Genomic DNA, 14,432 nt, shown 5'->3' on the forward strand with positions numbered 1-14,432 from the left:
CTTATGCGTTCCTGATGCGGGCGCGCCGATGCTGCGGGCCTGTCCACTTCAGGCATCGGCATGACATCCGCTCCCTCTGCTTCATCGGCTCCTTCATCCCCTCGCCGCCAGGCGCTGGGCGCCCTCACGCTGGGCGCCATCGGCGTGGTCTATGGCGACATCGGCACCAGCCCGCTCTACACCGTCAAGGAAGTCTTTGCGCCGCACACCGGCGTGCCGCTCGATGCGGCGCATCTGGTGGGCGCCATCTCGGTCATCTTCTGGGCGCTCATGCTGGTGGTCACGCTCAAGTACGTGACCCTCATCCTGCGCGCCGACAACCATGGCGAAGGCGGCGGGCTGGCGCTCACCGCGCTGGCCGCCCGCGCCACGCGTGACCGGCCCCGGCTGCGCCGAGCCCTGCTGCTGCTGGGCGTGTTCGGTGCCACGCTGTTCTATGGCGACAGCCTGATCACGCCGGCCATCTCGGTGCTGGGCGCCATGGAAGGCCTGGTGCTGATCGCCCCGACCCTGGAGGCCTATGTGGTGCCGCTGACCCTGGTCATCCTGGGCGGCCTGTTCATGGTGCAGCGCTTCGGCACGGCCACGGTGGGGCGCTGGTTCGGGCCGATCATCGTGCTGTGGTTCGTGGTGCTGGGTGTGGCCGGCGCGGTGCAGATCGCGCAGCAGCCGGCCATCCTGGCGGCCCTGAACCCGCTGCACGCGTGGCACTTCATGGCCGAGCGCGGCTGGCAGCTGTTCGCGGCCGTGGGCGCCATCGTGCTGGCGCTCACCGGGGCCGAGGCCCTGTACGCCGACATGGGCCACTTCGGCCGGCGGCCGATCCAGCTGGCCTGGACCGGTCTGGTGCTGCCCGGCCTGGCGCTGAACTACCTGGGCCAGGGGGCGCTGCTGATGGACGACCCGGCCGCCATCGACAACCCGTTCTACCGGCTGTTCCCCGACGCCTGGGTGCTGCCGGCGCTGGTGCTGGCCACGCTGGCGGCCATCATCGCGTCGCAGGCCGTCATCTCGGGTGCGTACTCGCTGACCAAGCAGGCCATCCAGCTGGGCTTCCTGCCGCGCATGACCATCCGCTACACCTCGGCGCGCGAGATCGGCCAGATCTACATGCCGGCCGTGAACTGGGCGCTGCTGGCCGGTGTGCTGGCCGCCGTGCTGTTCTTCGGCAGCTCGTCGGCCCTGGCCGGGGCCTACGGCATCGCCGTGACGCTGACCATGATGATCACCACCGTGCTGACGTGGTTCGTGATCCGCAGCGCCTGGCAACTGCCCAGGCCGCTGGCCCTGGGCGCCACCGCGTTCTTCCTGGCCGTGGACGCGCTGCTGGTGGCCGGCTGCGCCATCAAGTTCTTCGACGGCGGCTGGTTCCCGTTGGTGCTGGGCCTGCTGCTGTTCGTGCTCATGAGCACCTGGGCCCACGGCCGCGAGCAGCTGATCGAGAGCATCCAGCGCGACGGGGTGGACCTGCAGTCCTTCATCGACCAGCTCGACCCGCGCTCCCTGCCGCGCGCCGAGCGCACCGCCGTGTACGCCGTGGCCGACCCGACCACCGTGCCGCAGGCCCTGTTGCACAACCTGCGCCACAACCAGGTGCTGCACGCCCGCAACGTGGTGCTCACCCTGGTGTTCGAGGAAGAGCCCTGGGTGCCGATGGACCGCCGCATCGAGGTGCAGCCGCTGGGCCACGGTTTCTGGCGGGTGACCTTGCGCTTCGGCTTCATGAACACGCCCGATGTACCGCAGGCACTCGAGATGGCCGAATCGCACGGCCTGCGCATTCCCGCCTTCGAGACCACCTACTTCCTGAGCCGGGAAGCCGTGGTGCCCCGGGCCGGTGGGGGTGCCGGTGCCTGGCGCCAGCGGCTGTTTGCCGCCATGAGCCGCAACGCCGGCAGCGTGGCCGACCATTTCCGGCTGCCGGTCAATGCGGTGGTGGAGCTGGGGACGCGGGTGGCGGTGTGATGCCCGGGGCCGGTCAGGTGCGGCGCCAGGCCACCCGCTGCCCGCGCAGGAACGGCCGGTCGATGCTGGCGGCCAGCACGTCCAGATCGCGGGGCGTCACCCCGCAGCGGCCGAAGTGGTCGGCCCAGCCCTCGACCACCCGGGCGACCGTGCTCACCTCGTCACCCGCCTCGCCCGGCGCGAGGCCGAACAGGGCGGCTTCACTCACGGCGTTGTCCAGCGTGGCGTCGGCCTGCTGCCGGCCCACGCGCATCTGCTGGTAGCCCAGGTTCTGGCCGGAGGGCAGCACGTCGAAGGCCGGCGAGAGCTCGAGCTCGCCACTGCGGGTGGTCAGCAGCACATGGTTGCGGTCGTGGTCGTCGGTGTTGTCGATCAGGATGTTGAACACCATGCGCCGGAACAGCTCGCGCATCTGCTGGCGGTGCACCGCATCGGCCACCACGCCGCGCCGGCGCAGCAGCTGGGCCAGCTCGGGATAGCCCGACACCTCGCCCGCTGCGCGCAGTGCCACCTGGGCCGACTGGGCATGGCGGCGCCGCCCACCCGGTTCGCGGTCGAAGCGGCGCACCGCCACGGCGTGCAGCCCGTCGTGCAGCGGCAGGGCGCGCGACGGCGCCACGCGGATGCCGGCCTGGGCGGCCAGGGTGAGCGTGGCATGTTCGATCAGCGGCCAGTCCAGGATTTCGCCGCGCTCGTTGAACTTGATCACCCAGGGGTGGCCGTCGATGTCGATGAGCCCCTTGGGCCGGGCGCCGCCCATGGTGGCGCCCGGTGCCAGCAGGCGACGGCGCGCCGGGTCGTGCACCGGCTCGCCGGCCAGCACCTGCTGCACCAGGCGGTGCAGGTCTTGCAGATCGCCCAGGTGCGGCAGGGCGGCGCTGGCGTGCGGCAGGTAGCGGTCGGGCGCACGGGACACGCCCAGCGCACCAAAGCGCTCGTCACCGGCGTGGAACAGGTAGTCCAGCACGGCCAGCCGGGCGGGCTGGTCCAGCCAGCGGATGACGCGTTCGCCCCAGCGGTCGGGGCGGGCATCGTCCACCGCGCCGGCCGCGGTGTCGGGCAGCAGGGGCAGAAAGGTCTGGTCGATCAGGGGCAGGTCTTCGCTCAGGGCAAAGCCGATCTGCAGCCACTCGGGCGCATACCGCAGCGACACGCCGCGCAGGCTGCGCACCATGGCCAGCTCGCCCACCAGGCGGGGCTGCTGCGGCTGGCCCAGCCACCACAGCCAGAGCGTGTCGCCCAGCGGGGTGCCCGGCTTCGTGCTCACGGCAGCACCCGGTCCAGCGCGGCCGGGCGGGCGGCATCGTCGGCATCTTCGGCATGTGCCGGCCCGCTCACCGGTCGGGCCCGCACGGCGCGCAGGCGCGCGGCCCGCACCGCGTCTTCCAGGGCGCCCCGGTCGTGCTCGGCCGCGGCCAGATCGGGCAGGGCCTGTGCCCGCCCCATGAGCCACAAGGCGGTGGCCCACACCCCCATGGAGACCGACGGGTCGCCCTGCTCCATGCGCGCCAGCGTGGGCTCGGACACCCCGATGCGCTGCGCCCAGGCCCGGCGCGGCTCACGCCGGCGCTTGCGGGCAATCGCCAGGTTGGCGCCCAGCTCGCGCAGATGCGCCTGCACGGCGGGCGGCAGGGAACGCAGGGCTTCCGGGTTCTTCGGCATGCATATATGTTAGTCGAAACACGGAAAAATCTACATATATGTGATTTCAAGGACTCACCACCAGCATGGCGACCTGCTCGCGCAAGGCGTCGGTGGTCAGCCCCTCGGCCGCCAGCGCCGGCCCCACCTGCAGCGCCACCGGCGACCACACCCCGCGGCGGAACGGCCGCACCATGGCGGTGGGTTCGCCGCCGCGCAGCTCGATGCGGCTGAAGAACGAGCCCCAGAGGTGGCTCAGGCCCATGGGCACCACCGGCACGGTCAGGCCGTCGGCCCGGGCCTGCTCCAGCACCTTGAGCACGCCGCCCTTGAAGGGCTGGAGCGTGCCGTCGCGGGTGATGGCGCCTTCCGGAAAGATGGCCAGCAGGTCGCCCTCGCGCAGCACGGCGGCTGCGGCCTCGAAAGCCTGGGCATAGGCCTGCGGATCTTCCTTCTGCGGCGCCACCGGAATGGCCTTGGCCAGCCTGAACAGCCAGCCCAGCACCGGCACGCGAAAGATGCGGTGGTCCATCAGGAAGCGGATCGGGCGCGGGCTGGCGCCCATCAGCAGCACGGCGTCCACAAAGCTCACATGGTTGCAGACCAGCACCGCCGGGCCCTCGGTGGGGATGTGCTCGTCGCCCTGGATGCGGAAGCGGTAGACCAGGTGCGACGCCACCCAGGCCACGAAGCGCAGCAGGTACTCGGGCACCAGCAGGAAGATGTAGCCGGCCACCACCGCATTGGCCAGACCGACAAACAGGAACAGCTCGGTGATGGAAAAACCCAGGTGCAGCAGCAGGCCGGCGATGAGGGCGCTGGCGATCATGAACAGGGCGTTCAGGATGTTGTTGGCCGCGATGATGCGGGCCCGGTGCGTGGGCTGGCTGCGCATCTGGATGAGGGCGTACATGGGCACGCTGTAGATGCCGGCAAACAGCGAGAGCAGCAGCAGGTCGATCAGCACGCGCCAGTGCGCCGGCTGCGCCAGGAAGGCCCCCAGCGGCAGCGCCTGGGCCGGCGGCAGGCCGCTGGCGGCGAAGTACAGGTCGACCGAGAACACGCTCATGCCGATGGCGCCCAGCGGCACCAGGCCGATCTCCACATGGCGGCGGCTGAGCACCTCGCACAGCAGCGCGCCCACGCCGATGCCGATGGAGAACACCACCAGCAGCAGCGAGGCCACCTGCTCGCTGCCGTGCAGCACGTCGCGCGCAAAGGCCGGGAAGCTGCTGAGGAACACGGCACCGAAGAACCACATCCAGCTGATGCCCAGCAGCGAGCGGAACACCACCACGTTGCCGCGCGCCAGCTGCAGGTTGCGCCAGGTCTCGGTGAACGGGTTCCAGTTGATGCGCAGCTGCGGGTCGGTGGCCGGCGAGGCCGGCACCGCCTGGGCCAGCAGGCGGCCCACCACGGCCAGCACCACGCAGGCCAGGGCGACGGCGGTGGGTCCGGTGCCGGGCAGCGCGATCAGCAGGCCGCCGGCCACGTTGCCCAGCAGGATGGCCACGAAGGTGCCCATCTCGACCATGCCGTTGCCGCCGGTGAGTTCGCGCTCGCTCAGGTGCTGCGGCAGGTAGGCGAACTTGACCGGGCCGAACAGCGTGCTGTGCAGGCCCATCAGGAACACGCAGCCCAGCAGCAGCGGTATCTGCTGCGCCATGAAGCCCCAGCCGGCCAGCAGCATGATGGCGATCTCCAGGTCCTTCACCCGGCGGATCAGCACCTGCTTGGGGTACTTGTCGGCCAGCTGGCCGCTGGTGGCCGAGAACAGCAGGAAGGGCAGGATGAACAGCGCGCCGATCACCAGCCCGGCCAGCGAGGCCGGCAGCCACTCCAGCTGCAGCTGGTAGGTCACCAGCACGGTGAGCGCGAACTTGAAGACGTTGTCATTGCCGGCGCCCAGCATCTGCACCCCGAAGAAGGGGCCGAAACGGCGCTGGGTCAGCAGGGCGAACTGGCCACTGGGCTGACCATCGTGGGCGTGGGGGGACGACATGCAGGTTCTCCTTCCTCGGGGGCCGCTGGCGGCGAATTGAAACACGGTGCGGTGACGCGGGCTGCAGCATGCCCGCGACACCGGCGCGACACCCCCGGTGGATGACCCGGGTGCACGGACGGGGGCCTTGCGGTATCGTGAAACGGTACCCACTGCCGTATTCATCCCACCACCGATCCATGGGCACCACGCTGGACCTCGTCGCCGCCGTCAAGGCCGAACTCAAGGCCGCCGGCATGACCTACGCCGACCTGGCACGACAGCTCGACATGGCCGAGTCCAGCGTCAAGCGCATGCTGTCGCGGGCCGACATGCCGCTCTCGCGCATCGACGAGATCTGCCGCATCCTGCGGCTGGACTTCAGCGACCTGGCACGGCGCGTGGCCGAGTCGCAGCCGCTGCTGCGCGAGCTGACTGCCGAGCAGGAACGCGCCGTGGTGGCCGACAAGAAGCTGCTGCTGGTGGCCATCTGCGTGCTCAGCCAGTGGACGCTGGAGCAGATCACCGCCGCCTACCGCCTCACCCCGGCCGAGGGCGTGAAGTACCTGGCCCAGCTGGACCGGCTGGGCATCATCGAGCTGCGCCCGCTCAACCGCTACCGCCTCAAGCTGGCCAAGACCTTCCGCTGGCGGCCGCACGGTGCGGTCATGAACTACTTCCGCGAACACGCGCTGCTGGACTACTTTGCCGGCGGCTTCGACGGCCCGGGCGAAGGTCTGCTGCTGGTGCACGGTTCGGTGAGCAAGGCGCTGGCGCCCCACTTTGCCGAACGGCTGCAGCGCCTGGCCACCGACTTCGCCCAGCAGCACCAGACCGACCAGAAGCTGGCCGAGAAGGACCGCGAGGGCTACACCCTGGTGCTGGGCATGCGCAGCTGGGAGTTCGAGGCCTTCACCCACCTGCGGCGCTGATGCGCGACGCTGAACCTGCATGACCGAACACACCGTTCCCCGCCACATCCTCCCGGTCATCGTGCTGGCCCAGCTGCTGGGCACCTCGCTGTGGTTCGCGGTCAACGCGGTCATGCCCGACCTGCAGCGCGAACTCGGCTGGCCCACCAGCACCGTGGGCACGCTGACCTCGGCACTGCAGTTCGGCTTCATCCTGGGCACGCTGGTGTTTTCGCTGCTGGCCCTGGCCGACCGGTTCGCGCCGCGCCAGGTGTTCCTGGTATGCGCGCTGGCCGGTGCCGGCTGCACCGTAGGCGCCTGGGCCATGGTGCGCGACCAGGACGCGCTGATGCTGTGGCGCTTTGCCACCGGCTTCTTCCTGGCCGGCATCTACCCGGTGGGCATGAAGATCGCGGCCCAGTGGTACAGCAAGGGCCTGGGCGGTGCGCTGGGTTTCCTCATCGGGGCCCTGGTGCTGGGCTCGGCCAGCCCGCACGCGCTGCGGGCCCTGGGCGATGCCCTCCCCTGGCCCACGCTGATGCTGGGTGTGGCGGCCCTGGCCGCGCTCGGCGGCGTGCTGCTGTACCTGTGCACCGGCGACCCGCCGGGCGCGGTGGCGCGGGTGACCACCCTGCAGTGGCGGGCCCTGGGCACGGTGTGGACCGACCGCAAGGTGCGCAGCTCGGTGCTGGGCTACTTCGGCCACATGTGGGAGCTCTACACCATGTGGGTGCTGGTGCCCCTGATCCTGGCCACCCGGCTGCAGGGCACGGGACTGTCGTGGGCCGCGTTCTTCGTGCTGGGGGCCGGCGCGCTGGGCTGCGTGGCCGGCGGGCTGGTGTCGCAGCGCTTCGGCAGCGCCCGGGTGGCCGGCAGCCTGCTGGGCACCAGCGGCCTGTGCTGCCTGGTCGCCCCCTGGCTCATGACCGCGCCCGATGCGCTGTTCTACGCCTGGCTGGTGCTGTGGGGCATCAGCGTGGCCGGCGATTCGCCACAGTTCAGCACGCTGACCGCCCGCAACGCGCCGCCCCAGGCCGTGGGCAGCGTGCTCACGCTGACCAACAGCATCGGCTTTGCCATTTCCATCGTCAGCATCCTGCTGTTCGTGTTTCTGGCCGAGACGGTGCCGCTGCAACAGCTGGTGCCGTGGCTGGCCATCGGCCCGGCGCTGGGGCTGTGGGCCCTGCGCCCGCTGGTGCAGGCCGAGCGCACGGCCGCTCAGCCGGGTTCCAGAAAGTCCTGAGGATCGGGTAACGGGGTGGTGGCCACCTGCATGTCGACCGGCTTGAGCTGTTCGGTGAAGCCTTCCAGCGAACCCATGGACCGGCGGTCCCTGGCGGCCACGGGCTCGGACATAAGGTAGGCCATGGACAGCTGGCCCAGGGCTCGCAACGCATCGATATGGGTACGTTCCTGGGCGTGCGAGGCATCGGCGCCGAAGCCGATCAGCGCGGTACGGATGTCGTTGCCGGCTTCCACGGCCGCGGCCGAGTCGCTGCGGTAGAAGCGGAACACATCGCGCCGGTGCTCGATGCCGTGCGCCTGCGCCAGACCGATCAGCTTGTGCGAGAGGTGGTAGTCGAAAGGGCCAGACTGGTCCTGCAGGCAGATGGTGACCGCGCGTTCGTCCGTGGCCTGACCGGGCGCCGCAATCGCGATGTCCAGGCTGACCATTTCGGCAATGTCGCCGTGCAGGGCAGCGGAGGAACCCGACCCCACTTCCTCGGTGATGGTGAACAGCGGGTGTGCATCCACCGGCAGCTCCGCCCCGCTCTCGCGCAGGGCCTTGCAGGCGGTCAGCAGCACCGCCACGGCGGCCTTGTCGTCCAGGTAGCGGGCATTGATGTAGCCGCCCGGCTGCACCTCGGGGTGGGGATCGAAAGCCATCCAGTCGCCCACCCGCACGCCGGCCTGCTCCAGGTCGGCCACGCTGGCCAGCGGATGGTCCAGCCGGACTTCCACATGGTCCCAGGTGCTGGGCTGGGTGTCGATGGCGTCTCCGAAGGCATGGCCAGAAGTCTTGAGCGGCAGACAGGTTCCCCGGATCTGCCCGGCGTCGGTGAACAGGGTCAGGCGGCCGCCCTCGGCAAAGCGGGAGGACCAGCTGCCGATGGGCACCACCGCCACGCGGCCATTCGGCTTGAGTTCGCGGACCATGGCACCCAGGGTGTCCAGGTGGGCGACGATGGCTCGCGCGGGCCGGCGCTCGCGCCCCTTCAGGGTGGCCTTGATGGCGCCCCGGCGGGTGATCTCGTACGGAATGCCCAGGGCATCCAGGCGGCCGGCGGTGTAGCGGACCACGGCGTCGGTCAGTCCGACCGGGCTGGGGATGGCCAGCAACTGGAGCAGGGTCTCTTCCAGGTAGCGTTCGTCCAGCGGGGGCAGTGCAGGTGTCGGTGTGTGGGTCATGCGGTCTCCTGACGGTATCGGGGGTCGGTGGCATCGACGCAGGCGGTCGAAGGGAACAGCAGATCGACGAATCGTTCGGCCGTGGGCTGCGGTTCGTGATTGGCCAGACCCGGGCGTTCGTTGGCCTCGATGAACACATGGTCAGGCCCTTCCACATCGGGCACCAGCAGGTCCAGACCGGTGACCGGTATGTCCAGCACGCGGCTGGCGTGCTCGGCCACGGACCGCAAGGTCGGGTGCAGCCGGTCGGTGACGTCGTGGATGGTGCCGCCGGTGTGCAGGTTGGCGGTGCGGCGAACCGCCAGCGTGATGCCATGCGGCAGCACGTCGTCCAGACGGTAGCCCTGGTCGGCCAGGCAGCGCCGTGTCTCGGCGTCCAGCGGTATGCGCGACTCGCCGCCGGTGGCCGCCGCGCGGCGGCGGCTCTGCTTGTCGATCAGGCTGGCGATGGTGCTGGTGCCGTCACCCACGACGCTGGCCGGTCGGCGCACGGCAGCCGCCACCACCCGATGGCCGATCACGACGATGCGCAGGTCCTGCCCCTCGCAGAAGGCCTCCAGCAGCACGCGCCCTCCATGCCGGCTGGCTTCTTCAATGGCGGTCTCGACCGCTTCGATGGACCGCAGGTTCACCGCCACGCCACGTCCTTGTTCGCCGTCCACCGGCTTGACCACCACCGCCCCGTGTTCGCGCAGGAAGGCTTCGTGATCGGCGGTCGAGCCCGCCACCATCTGTGCCGGCACCTGGAGCCCGGCCTGCCGCAGCAGGCGGGCGGTGACCTGCTTGTCCGCGCACCGGCTCATGGCCACCGCGCTGGTAAGCTCACTCAGCGACTCGCGGCACACCACCGAGCGGCCGCCATGGTCAAGCCGGACATAGCCGGCCTCGGCATCCAGCACCTCGACGCGGATGCCCCGGCGCTGCGCCTCGTCCACGATGATGCGGGCATAAGGATTGAGCCCGCTGGCGGTGTCGTTGCCGCTGAACAGCGGCTGGTTGATGGCGTTGCGCCGCTTGACCGCAAACACCGGCAGCGGCTGGAAACCCAGCTTGCGGTACAGCGCCAGAGCCTGGGTGTTGTCGTGCAGCACCGACACGTCCAGGGTGGCGTGGCCACGGGCCAGGAAGTGTTCGGCCAGATGCCTCGTCAGTGCCTCACCCACACCCGGGTGGCTGGCCTGCGGCGACACCGCCAGGGCCCACATGCTGGCACCCGGTGAGGCATCTCCGAAGGCACGGAGATGGTCCACCCCCATGGCCACGCCGATCACTTCGCCGCTCTGGAGGTCTTCGGCCAGAACATAGACCAGGGACGGATCGGCGCGACGGGCCCAGACCTCGGCCGGGTCCACCGGCACCATGCGGCGGGACCGGTAGATGGCATTGATGGCGGCAATGTCGGCCCGTGCGCGCAGTCGGCGCACGGTGAAGCCCTGGCGGCGGTGGCGCCGGGGCACATAGGTGGACAGCGGCAGGCGCAGGGCCTCGGACGGATCGACGAACAGCTGCTGCGGAGCGTGCGACACCACCACGTGCGGCTTGTCGACGAAGAAGGCTATGTCGCGCTGGCCTTCGCGCTCTGCCAGCAGCGTTCGCGCCAAGGCGGCCGGATCGTCGAAGGTATGACCGGCGATCAGCCGCCCCCAGCCACAGTCGAACGCGACCTCCCGGCGGGTGCCGGGTTCGTGCGGCAAGGGAGAGCGGCTCAGCCGCAAGGCACGCGGGGCGTGCTCGCGAACCGATTCAGCAGCCTTGCGGGCTGAGGCCAGTGGGGGGCGGACATCAGAGGGGTTCGATTCCATGGCAACTCCTTCAGTCAACGTGTTGCTGCAGCCACAGCTCCAGCAGGCCGGCCTGCCACAGCATGGAGCCGCGCAGCGGCGTGAGATGGTCGGACGGCGCGGACAGCCACTGCTGCAGCACCTCGGGGCGGAACAGGTTCCGGTTTCGGGCAGCGCGGCTGCTCAGGGCATCGCGCACCATCTCGAGCACGCGGCCGCGCACGTGCTTGAGGGCCGGCACCGGGAAATAACCCTTGGGTCGGTCGATGACCGAGGAAGGGATCACCTGCCGGGCCGCCTCCTTCAGGATGCCCTTGCCCCCCTGGGCCAGCTTGTGGCGCGACGGAATGCGGGCCGCCAGTTCGACCAGCTCGTGGTCCAGAAACGGCACCCGGGCCTCCAGGCCGAAGGCCATGGTCATGTTGTCGACCCGCTTGACCGGGTCGTCGACCAGCATCACCGTGGTGTCCAGCCGCAAGGCCTGATCCACCGGATCGACCGCGCCCGGCGCCGTCAACGCCCGCTCGATGAAGGCGCGCGTCACATCCGAGCCCAGCCAGTCGGGCTGCAGCACCTGGGCCATGGCGGCATGGTCCCGGTCGAGGAAGGCCACGGCGTAGTCGTCCACCGGCTGTGTGCTGCCGGCCAGGCGCGGGTACCAGTGGTAACCACCAAACACCTCGTCGGCGCCCTGCCCGCTCTGCACCACCTTGCTGTGCCGGGCGACAGCCTCGCTCAGCAGGTAGAAGCCGATGCAGTCGTGGCTCACCATGGGCTCGCTCATGGCGGCAATGGCTTCGGGCAGGCGGTCGATCAGCTCCCGCTCAGGCACGAAGATGCGCTCGTGCACCGTGCCGAAGTGGCCCGCCACGGTCTCGGCGTATTCGAATTCGTTGCCGGTCTCGCCCGCCACGTCCTCGAAGCCGACGTTGTAGGTGCGCAGGTCGGTCACCCCCTGCTCGGCCATCAGGCCCACGATGAGGCTGGAATCCACGCCGCCCGACAGCAACGCACCCACCGGCACGTCCGACACCAGCTGCCGACGCACCGAAGCGCGCAGGCTGGCCAGCAGGATTTCACGCCAGGCCTCGAAGCTGCGGCTCTCATCGGCGGCGCTTCGCGCGTAGCTGAGCTGCCAGTAGCGCTCCTCGTGCTGCTCGCCATCGGCCTCGATGGTGAGCAGCGTGGCCGGGGCCAGCTTGCGCACGCCACGCAGCAGGGTGGCCGGTGCGGGCACGATGGCGTGCAGCGACAGATAGTGGTGCAGGCCGTCCCGGTCGATGGCCGTGTCCACCGGCCCGGCCGCCAGCAGCGCCGGCAGGCTGGACGCGAACCGCAACCCGCCGGCCATGGGAGCCAGGTACAGCGGCTTGATGCCCAGCCGGTCACGGCCCAGCACCACCCGGCCGCTGTCGCGCTCCCAGAGCGCGAAGGCGAACATGCCGTTGAGCCGCTTCACGAACGCAGGACCCCAGGCGTGGTACGCCTTGAGCAGCACCTCGGTGTCCCCGGTGGAATGGAAGCGGTAACCACGGCCGACCAGATCGCGGCGCAGCTCGTGGTGGTTGTAGATCGCGCCGTTGAAGACCACGCCCACGCCCAGGGCCGGATCGAACATGGGCTGCTGGGCCGCGTCGCTGAGGTCCATGATCCTCAGGCGCCGGTGGGCAAAGCCCCAGCGATCGAAGGCCATCAGGCCCTGTCCGTCAGGGCCGCGATCGGCCTGACGCTGGTTCATCCGCTGCAGCGCGGCGGGGTCGACGGGCTGCCCGTCAAATCTGATTTCTCCTGCAATGCCACACATGGCCGTTTTGCCCTCCTGTACGGATGGCCGACCAGCGTGGACAACGCGAGACTGCAACAGCGGGCGGACCGGGCAGCGCCGGACCGCTCAAAACAGCAACGGAGAAAAAACGTTGATCGGCCGGCACATGCCGACGCCAGGTGGACTGCACAGGGCAGCGGTTCCGGGAAGCAGATCGCCCGTGGACGCCCGGCCTGGGCCGGGGCTCCCCCCACACCGGCGCAGCGCATGCACACGGGGTTGATGATGGGGATGGACCCTCATCATATTCATTTCAATATGAAAAATCAGGAATAACCTTCTTTTTCATATTATGAACCGCCGTCCGACGGGCCTAGTCCATCAGCCCGTTCGTGATCGCATAGTGGGTCAGCTCGCTGTTGCTGGCCAGGCCCAGCTTGGTGAGCACCCGGGTGCGGTAGGTGCTCACCGTCTTGACGCTCAGGTGCATGGCCTCGGCGATGCCGCCGACCGCCTCGCCCCGGGCCAGCCGCAGGAAGACCTGCAGCTCGCGTTCCGACAGCGCCTCGTGCGGCGCCTGCCCACCGTCGCCCAGCGCGCGTTCGGCCAGCAGCTGCGCCACCTCGGCACTCAGGTAACGGCGCCCTCGCGCCACCACGCGGATGGCCTCGACGATCTCCTGCGGATCGCACTCCTTGTTCAGGTAGCCGCTGGCGCCCTGGGACATGAGGGTGGGCGCATAACGGCTGGCCGGAAAGCCGCTGAGGATGAGCACCGGCAACTCCGGGTATCGCGCCTTGATGGCCTGCAGCGCCTCCACCCCGCCCTGGCCGGGCATGGACAGGTCCATCAGCAGCACGTCCACAGGTGTCTGCCGCACCAGCTCCAGCGCCTCGCGGCCATTGGCGGCCTCGCCGGCCACACGCAGGTCGACCTGTTCGCCCAGGAACTGGCGCAGACCGGTGCGCACGATGGCGTGGTCGTCGACGATGGCGATCTGGATCATGGGGTTCGATGGGGTTGGGGGCATGCGTGGCGCGGCCAATGTAGCAGCCCGGTGCGTGTGGCCGGCTGTAGGACATGTCCTACACGCACAGGCGGCACCGTCCGACATCGCTGCGGCGGCGCGCTGCCTACAGTCACTTCACCGCAACGTCATCTGTGAAAGGACACCGACATGCAACGCAAGCTCCGCATCCCCGCCCTGACCGCCGCCCTGCTGGCCACCGCCGTGCTCGCCGCCTGTGGCGAATCCGGTGAACCCACCCTGGGCCAGCGCGTGGACAACACCGTCAACCAGGTCGGCCAGGCGGCCAACCAGATGGGCCAGGACGCCAAGCAGGCCGCCCAGGAAGTGCAGGCCGCCGGCGAGAAGGCCGCCGACGTGATGGCCCGCGACGCCACCGATGCCGCCATCACCGCCAAGGTGAACGCCGCCCTGGCCGCCGACGACCGCCTGAGCGCCCTGGGCATCGACGTGGACACCACGGGTGGCCGGGTCGAGCTGTCGGGCACCGCACCGGACGAGGCCTCGCGTGAACGCGCCACCGTGCTGGCCAAGGCCGTGGAAGGTGTGGTCGAGGTCGAGAACCGCCTGACCATCCGCAGCCAGAGCTGAAGCCCGCCGCAGACCGCCACAAGGAACACCTGATGAAATCCCGCCATTTCCAACCCAGCCATTTCCTGCTGGCGGCTGCGGCCGCCGTGATGGTCATCCAGACCGCCGGCTGCGCGGTCGCGCGCGACCAGCAGAGCGTGGGCTCGTACATCGACGACACCACCATCACCACCCGGGTCAAGGCCCGCATGGCCGAAGACCCCGCGGTCAGCGCCATGTCCATCCAGGTGGAAACGCTCAAGGGCACGGTGCAGCTCTCGGGCTTTGCCAAGAACAGCACCGAGCGCAGCGCCGCAGAGAAGCTGGCAGCCAGCGTGCCGGGCGTGCTGGCGGTGCGCAACGACATCGTCGTGCGCTGACG

At 69.8% G+C, this 14,432-nt stretch carries 13 protein-coding genes; 6 read left to right on the forward strand and 7 right to left on the reverse strand.

The window, feature by feature from the left end:
- Positions 1 to 60: 60 nt before the first annotated feature.
- Positions 61 to 1,965: a potassium transporter Kup gene (locus WD026_RS10360; protein ID WP_425723577.1), complete on the forward strand. Its 1,905-nt coding sequence runs from the start codon at positions 61 to 63 to the stop codon at positions 1,963 to 1,965.
- 13 nt (positions 1,966 to 1,978) lie between these two features.
- Here the strand turns inward: WD026_RS10360 and WD026_RS10365 are convergent, their stop codons facing one another.
- The 3 genes from WD026_RS10365 to WD026_RS10375 are packed head-to-tail and all read right to left on the reverse strand — an operon-like array spanning position 1,979 to position 5,608.
- Positions 1,979 to 3,232, reverse strand: a complete 1,254-nt coding sequence (locus tag WD026_RS10365) for a type II toxin-antitoxin system HipA family toxin (protein ID WP_425723578.1) — start codon at positions 3,230 to 3,232, stop codon at positions 1,979 to 1,981.
- The gene (locus WD026_RS10370) at positions 3,229 to 3,627 is read right to left on the reverse strand and encodes a helix-turn-helix domain-containing protein (protein ID WP_425723579.1); all 399 of its coding nucleotides are present in this window, start codon (positions 3,625 to 3,627) and stop codon (positions 3,229 to 3,231) included. The genes WD026_RS10365 and WD026_RS10370 overlap by 4 nt, the downstream gene beginning before the upstream one ends.
- Positions 3,628 to 3,673: 46 nt before the next feature.
- Positions 3,674 to 5,608 (reverse strand): MFS transporter, encoded by a 1,935-nt coding sequence (locus WD026_RS10375; protein ID WP_425723580.1) that lies wholly within the window; start codon positions 5,606 to 5,608, stop codon positions 3,674 to 3,676.
- Between the two features lie 179 nt (positions 5,609 to 5,787).
- On the opposite strand from WD026_RS10375, the gene WD026_RS10380 reads away from it, so the two are divergent.
- A complete protein-coding gene (locus WD026_RS10380) occupies positions 5,788 to 6,519 on the forward strand; it encodes a helix-turn-helix domain-containing protein (protein ID WP_425723581.1) in 732 nt (243 codons plus the stop codon).
- Between the two features lie 19 nt (positions 6,520 to 6,538).
- Complete coding sequence (locus WD026_RS10385) at positions 6,539 to 7,741, forward strand: MFS transporter (RefSeq protein WP_425723582.1); 1,203 nt, start codon at positions 6,539 to 6,541, stop codon at positions 7,739 to 7,741.
- Here WD026_RS10385 and WD026_RS10390 read toward each other — a convergent pair.
- From WD026_RS10390 to WD026_RS10400, 3 genes are all read right to left on the reverse strand, one after another.
- A complete protein-coding gene (locus tag WD026_RS10390; RefSeq protein WP_425723583.1) occupies positions 7,717 to 8,907 on the reverse strand; it encodes an osmoprotectant NAGGN system M42 family peptidase in 1,191 nt (396 codons plus the stop codon). The two genes, WD026_RS10385 and WD026_RS10390, sit on opposite strands and share 25 nt — an antisense overlap.
- The gene (gene ngg / locus WD026_RS10395) at positions 8,904 to 10,601 is read right to left on the reverse strand and encodes an N-acetylglutaminylglutamine synthetase (protein WP_425723584.1); all 1,698 of its coding nucleotides are present in this window, start codon (positions 10,599 to 10,601) and stop codon (positions 8,904 to 8,906) included. Before ngg ends, WD026_RS10390 begins: the two co-directional genes overlap by 4 nt.
- Before the next feature lie 118 nt (positions 10,602 to 10,719).
- Positions 10,720 to 12,471 (reverse strand): N-acetylglutaminylglutamine amidotransferase, encoded by a 1,752-nt coding sequence (locus WD026_RS10400; protein WP_425723749.1) that lies wholly within the window; start codon positions 12,469 to 12,471, stop codon positions 10,720 to 10,722.
- Here WD026_RS10400 and WD026_RS10405 point away from each other — a divergent pair.
- Positions 12,352 to 12,789 carry a hypothetical protein gene (locus tag WD026_RS10405; RefSeq protein WP_425723758.1) on the forward strand — a complete coding sequence of 146 codons (438 nt, stop codon included), beginning with the start codon at positions 12,352 to 12,354 and terminating at the stop codon, positions 12,787 to 12,789. The genes WD026_RS10400 and WD026_RS10405 overlap by 120 nt on opposite strands.
- Positions 12,790 to 12,826: 37 nt before the next feature.
- On the opposite strand, the gene WD026_RS10410 is transcribed toward WD026_RS10405, so the two are convergent.
- Positions 12,827 to 13,459 (reverse strand): response regulator, encoded by a 633-nt coding sequence (locus WD026_RS10410; protein WP_425723585.1) that lies wholly within the window; start codon positions 13,457 to 13,459, stop codon positions 12,827 to 12,829.
- A 171-nt stretch (positions 13,460 to 13,630) separates the two neighbouring features.
- Here WD026_RS10410 and WD026_RS10415 point away from each other — a divergent pair, with 171 nt between their 5' ends.
- On the forward strand, positions 13,631 to 14,071 hold the full coding sequence (locus WD026_RS10415; RefSeq protein WP_425723586.1) for a BON domain-containing protein: 441 nt from the start codon (positions 13,631 to 13,633) through the stop codon (positions 14,069 to 14,071).
- Positions 14,072 to 14,103: 32 nt separating this feature from the next.
- Positions 14,104 to 14,430 (forward strand): BON domain-containing protein, encoded by a 327-nt coding sequence (locus WD026_RS10420; protein WP_425723587.1) that lies wholly within the window; start codon positions 14,104 to 14,106, stop codon positions 14,428 to 14,430.
- The last annotated feature ends 2 nt before the right edge of the window (positions 14,431 to 14,432 follow it).

Origin of the sequence: Hydrogenophaga sp. R2 (assembly GCF_049843595.1) — a bacterium.
In the GTDB taxonomy this organism is placed as follows: Bacteria; Pseudomonadota; Gammaproteobacteria; order Burkholderiales; family Burkholderiaceae_C; genus Hydrogenophaga.

What these genes read in the sequence shown, in the direction of transcription:
- WD026_RS10360 (WP_425723577.1), top strand. Translation starts at nt 61, where the DNA reads ATGACATCCGCTCCCTCTGCTTCATCGGCTCCTTCATCCCCTCGCCGC.
- WD026_RS10370 (WP_425723579.1), bottom strand. Translation starts at nt 3,627, where the DNA reads ATGCCGAAGAACCCGGAAGCCCTGCGTTCCCTGCCGCCCGCCGTGCAG.
- WD026_RS10375 (WP_425723580.1), bottom strand. Translation starts at nt 5,608, where the DNA reads ATGTCGTCCCCCCACGCCCACGATGGTCAGCCCAGTGGCCAGTTCGCC.
- WD026_RS10380 (WP_425723581.1), top strand. Translation starts at nt 5,788, where the DNA reads ATGGGCACCACGCTGGACCTCGTCGCCGCCGTCAAGGCCGAACTCAAG.
- WD026_RS10385 (WP_425723582.1), top strand. Translation starts at nt 6,539, where the DNA reads ATGACCGAACACACCGTTCCCCGCCACATCCTCCCGGTCATCGTGCTG.
- WD026_RS10390 (WP_425723583.1), bottom strand. Translation starts at nt 8,907, where the DNA reads ATGACCCACACACCGACACCTGCACTGCCCCCGCTGGACGAACGCTAC.
- WD026_RS10410 (WP_425723585.1), bottom strand. Translation starts at nt 13,459, where the DNA reads ATGATCCAGATCGCCATCGTCGACGACCACGCCATCGTGCGCACCGGT.
- WD026_RS10415 (WP_425723586.1), top strand. Translation starts at nt 13,631, where the DNA reads ATGCAACGCAAGCTCCGCATCCCCGCCCTGACCGCCGCCCTGCTGGCC.
- WD026_RS10420 (WP_425723587.1), top strand. Translation starts at nt 14,104, where the DNA reads ATGAAATCCCGCCATTTCCAACCCAGCCATTTCCTGCTGGCGGCTGCG.